We start from the raw sequence: 4,534 nt of genomic DNA on the forward strand, positions 1-4,534 counted from the left end.
CCTCAGGCCTCAGGCCTCCGCCAAGGTTTTGGTGCCCGCCGGGGCCGGCGTTCAGGCCCCGGGCTACGCACCGCAGGGCTACAACCCCAACTCCTACGGCCAGCTCCGCGCCGTCCAGCCTGTCGAGGCCGCTCCGCTCACCGCGCCGACGCCGGTCATCGCCGGACCCAACGCCGTACGGCCCGTTGCCAACGAGAACCTGGCCCGCGGCTTTGTCCTTTACATGGGCATCGACGAAGAGACTGCCGCGGCTGCCGGAACGTCAATTGCCAAGCTCGCCCAGGAAATCCGCGCTTACGCGCAGTCGCTTGTTACCGGCGCCGAAAGCTACGCTGCCGTCGCCGTGGCCCCCGCCGGTACTCCCGGTTCCGCGCTCGACGTCGTCCGTTCCACGTTCGGTGACCCCACCGTGAATGCGCAGAAGCGCACTGAGACTGCCCGCCTGCAGCAGCCCCAGGATCCGCGTCCCTCGGGCGTCCTGATTGACCTGGCGCGCCGCGAAGTCCACCTGGACGGCGAGTCACTCAACCTGACGTTCAAGGAATTCGAACTCCTGAACTACCTCGTGGAAAACGGCACCCGCACCGTGGGCCGCGACGAACTGCTCGAAGGCCTGTGGCGCAACGCCGAGGAAGTCCCCAACGAGCGCACCATCGACGTCCACATCCGCCGCCTCCGCTCCAAGCTGGGCCGCCTCGCCAACACCGTGCGCACCGTCCGCGGACAGGGCTACCGCTTCTACGAGCACCCCGAGGTTGTTGTCTGGGCCGCTCCGGAATACTCGATCTAGTCCTTAGCGACACGCAAAAGCGGCTTTCCGCCGTGCCTTAGACACCTCCTTCGTTCCTCCCCACCGCCTCCCTAACCTCGCAAGCTCGGCCAGGGAACCCTTGGCGGCGTGGGCCCCGCGATGCGGCACTACGCGGAAAGTCGCTTTTGCGCGTTCGGGACCAGCGAGCATGTGCCTCCGCGGCTATGTTTCTGCAGGGGCACTAGGCTTGGGGAATGAGCGACCACCACATTAAGCGCCTGGTGATCATGCGCCACTCCAAAGCCGATTGGCCCGGCGGGGTTGCTGATCATGAGCGGCCCTTGGAGGAGCGTGGCCACCGGGAGGCGCCGCTGGCCGGGAAATGGCTGGTTAAGCACGGTATCGTCCCTGACTTCATCCTGTGCTCCAGCGCGCTCCGCACCCGCCAGACGTGCACATGGGTCTGCTCCGAACTGGGGGACAAAGCCCCGACGCCGAAGCTTGAGGACGGTTTGTACGCCGCCTCGGCGCTGCGCATGCTCACAGTGGTCAACCATGTCCCGGACACCGTCACCACCCTGATGCTCATCTCGCACATGCCCGGAGTCCAGGACCTCGCTATGCATTTGGCTTCCCGGGACTCCAACCACGACGCCTACATGGATGCTGCTACCCGCTACCCCACCAGCGCGCTCACCGTGCTGGAGACGGAAAAATCCTGGGCCGAACTGGACGGTCAGGACGCCCGGCTGACCAAGTTCAAGGTGCCAAGGGCGCACTGAGCACCCGGTCCGGTAACCCCGCCTGCAGCCGTCTGCAATAGTTGGACGGGTGAACCTCCGCCACTCCTTCCTTGCCCTCCTGGTCGCCGTCCTCTGGGGCCTGAACTTCGTGGCTATCGACCTGGGCCTGCACGCGGACGGCCATGAGGTTCCGCCGCTCCTGTTCGTGGCCATGCGGTTCGTCCTCGTGGTCCTTCCGCTGATTTTCTTCATTAGGAAGCCGGACGTGGGCTGGAAGGCGATCGTCGGCGTCGGGCTCTTTATGAGCGCGGGCCAGTTCGGTCTCCTCTACGTGGCCATGGCGCTGGGCATGCCCGCCGGCATCGCTTCCCTGGTGCTGCAGGCACAGGTTCTCCTGACGGTCCTTTTGGCCGCCATGTTCCTCGGTGAACGGCCCACCCGCCGTCAGTTGGCCGGCGTCGTCCTGGGCGTTGCCGGACTGGCCGTGGTGGCCGTGGGCCGCAGCACTGTGGCGCCGCTGCTCCCGCTCATCATCGTGCTTGCGGCGGCCCTGTCCTGGGCCGCCGGAAACGTCATTGCCCGGCAGGCGAAAGCCGCTTCAGGGCTGGGGCTGGTGGTCTGGTCCGGTGCCGTGGTGCCGCTTCCCCTAGCCGGACTGTCCTTCCTGGTTGACGGGCCGGACGCCGTGCTGGGTGCGCTGGGGGACCTGCAGCCGGTAACTCTCCTGAGCGCTCTGTACACCGCGGTCTTTGGGTCACTGGTGGGCTACGGGATCTGGAACTGGCTGCTGGCCCGCTACCCCTCCTCGGCTGTGGTTACCTTCACCCTGCTGGTGCCGGTGGTGGGAATGACAGCCGCGTGGCTGGTTTTGGGGGAGGTGCCGGCGCCGGCCGAACTGCTGGGCGGACTGCTCCTCCTGGGCGGCGTGGCGACGGCGGTGCTCACCGGAAGCCGCAGGCCCGGTCAGCGGCGGGACGGGGCTTTGGATCCCGGATTGGGCGCGGGTTTGCGAACGGGGGAGGCTGATGATGCGGGCCGTTTGGCTGCTGCCCCGGGCAGACGCGCCGGAGCGCGGGACGCCGACGGGCGCTGACCCGCCGCGGTCCGGGCTGCCGTCCCCTGTGTTGCTGACCCTTGCGGCGCTGACCCCCGTGCACCAGGAAACCTGGCCGGCGGCCGACGGGATGAAGCGGGCCGCCGCTTGGCCGGCAAGGGCTTCCGCCGTGCAGCGCCCAGCGTCCTGACGGCGGGCCACGCCGCCCCGACGAACAGGACCAGCAGTGTGAGGATGGCGGAGCCACCGGCGAGGAAGAAATAGTTGTCCGGGTCTCCGGTGGGAAGCGGAGTGCCGATGATCGAGGACTGGTTGGCGTACGCGAGTTCCCACGTGCTGACGAAGGCCAGGGAACAGGCCAGGGTCAGGCTGGTTCCCACGCCAACTGCCACAGCGACTGCGTGCCGGCGCCTTGAGAGAACTTCAAAAAGCGCCGCCACGTAGGCAAGGGCAACCAGTCCGAGGAACGTGAACATGACCGGCTCTTCGAGGGTGATGGCGGTCAAAACCAGCATGAGCAGCGCCACCACGGCCGTGATCAAGGCGAGCTTTCCGGTGTTCCCCATGTGACGCATGTGATCAATCATCGCTGAGCCAAAAGCTACTTGACGACGTAGCCGCGCATGATTGCCATGATTGCTGCAACACTTTGGTCACGGGTGCGTTCCGGGTTGTAGGTCTGGCGGTCCAGCCCCACCACAAAGCAGGCACCGAAAATTGCCGTTTCCAGGCTGCCGCGCGAAATGCCCGCATCCACAGGATAAACAGCAGCCACCTTGTCGATGGCTGCGCCGATCACCCCCAGCAGCTCCGCACGGAGGACGGCAAACGTGCCCTGCCACTCGCTGGGGATGCGCCAGTTCTCGCTCACCCACAGCCGCGCGAAGGACGGGTACTCGGCCATAAAGTCCATGGCCTGCCCGATCATCGCCTCCATCGACACCAAAGGATCGGCTGCAGCGTCGCCCTGCTCGGTCAACAGGCGCTCCTTCAGGATGTCCACGCCGTGCCGGAGCAGCTGCGCAATCAGGTCCGATTTGCTGCCGAAGTTGTAATAGACCGTTCCCTTGGACACGCCCGCCGCCGCGGCGATCTCGTCCATCGTCACTCCGGCGGCGCCACGTTCGCCAATCAGTTCCATCGACGCCTCGAACAGCTTTAGCCGCGTGGCATTGGTCCGTTCCGGGCGCAGCTTCTTTTCGGCCGGACCCGGCACAGGCGACCCCGGAGCCGTGCCGCGGCTCATACCGCGATCTCCGGCTTCAGGGTCTTGAGGGTCCAGTATTTGTGCTTCCTGACCGCCAGCGTGGACATGGCCGCCCCCAGCAAGGTGTAGCCGAGCAGGCCCATGACCGTGGGAACGATCATGGACAGATCCGCACCGTAGATCAGGTGCCGCATGCCGGTCACCACGTAGCCCATCGGCAGGACCTGGTGCACCACATGCAGGGGCTGCGGTGTGGTCTGCCAGGGAAAGGTTCCGCCGGAGGACACCAGCTGCAGCACCAGCAGGATCAGGACCACGAGCTTTCCGGGCGATCCCAGCAGGGCCACTACGCCCTGGATGATGGCGCTGAATGCCATGGCCGCGGCCAGCATAAAGAGCCACATGAGCACCGGATGCGCCGGGTTCAGGCCCAGGGCCAGGTCAACTACCAGGGTGAGCAGGCTTGCCTGCACCACAGAGACGGCGAGGAAGGGGAGCCAGCCGCCGACGGCGATTTTCCAGGCGGGGGCGTTTGAGGCCAGGGCCCGCTGGGTGATGGGCCGCATGGCCTGGATCAGCATGAAGATGCCAATCCACAATGCGAGGGTCAGGAAAAACGGCGCAAGTCCGGCACCGTAGGAGTCTGCCTTGGCCTGGGAGACATTGCTGACGGCAACGGGATCGGCAATCACCTGCGACAGGCTGCTCTTCTGCGAGTCGTCAGGGTTGGGCACCTGCCCGGCACCCTTGGCAATTTCATCTGCCAGGGTCCGGGAACC

Annotated in this window: 5 protein-coding genes; 3 read left to right on the plus strand and 2 right to left on the minus strand. The window is 66.1% G+C overall.

From position 1 onward, the window contains the following. Positions 1 to 28: 28 nt before the first annotated feature. From DBR22_RS00005 to DBR22_RS00015, 3 genes are all read left to right on the plus strand, one after another. Entirely contained in the window at positions 29 to 790 is a 762-nt protein-coding gene (locus tag DBR22_RS00005) for a winged helix-turn-helix domain-containing protein (RefSeq protein WP_258228984.1), read from the plus strand. A gap of 215 nt (positions 791 to 1,005) precedes the next feature. Next, complete coding sequence (locus DBR22_RS00010; RefSeq protein WP_108597201.1) at positions 1,006 to 1,533, plus strand: SixA phosphatase family protein; 528 nt, start codon at positions 1,006 to 1,008, stop codon at positions 1,531 to 1,533. 49 nt (positions 1,534 to 1,582) lie between these two features. Continuing rightward, a complete protein-coding gene (locus DBR22_RS00015; RefSeq protein ID WP_108597202.1) occupies positions 1,583 to 2,587 on the plus strand; it encodes an EamA family transporter in 1,005 nt (334 codons plus the stop codon). A gap of 562 nt (positions 2,588 to 3,149) precedes the next feature. Here DBR22_RS00015 and DBR22_RS00025 read toward each other — a convergent pair. Both DBR22_RS00025 and DBR22_RS00030 read right to left on the minus strand, forming a co-directional pair. Next, positions 3,150 to 3,794: a TetR/AcrR family transcriptional regulator gene (locus DBR22_RS00025; protein ID WP_108597203.1), complete on the minus strand. Its 645-nt coding sequence runs from the start codon at positions 3,792 to 3,794 to the stop codon at positions 3,150 to 3,152. Further along, on the minus strand, positions 3,791 to 4,534 hold a 744-nt coding region (locus DBR22_RS00030; protein WP_146187311.1), incomplete at its 5' end, for a YhgE/Pip family protein. The genes DBR22_RS00030 and DBR22_RS00025, both read right to left, overlap by 4 nt.

The organism is Arthrobacter sp. HMWF013 (genome assembly GCF_003061105.1).
In the GTDB taxonomy this organism is placed as follows: Bacteria; Actinomycetota; Actinomycetes; order Actinomycetales; family Micrococcaceae; genus Arthrobacter.

Excerpts from the sequence above, each read along its gene's own strand:
- DBR22_RS00010 (WP_108597201.1), top strand. The coding sequence starts at position 1,006 with ATGAGCGACCACCACATTAAGCGCCTGGTGATCATGCGCCACTCCAAA.
- DBR22_RS00025 (WP_108597203.1), bottom strand. The coding sequence starts at position 3,794 with ATGAGCCGCGGCACGGCTCCGGGGTCGCCTGTGCCGGGTCCGGCCGAA.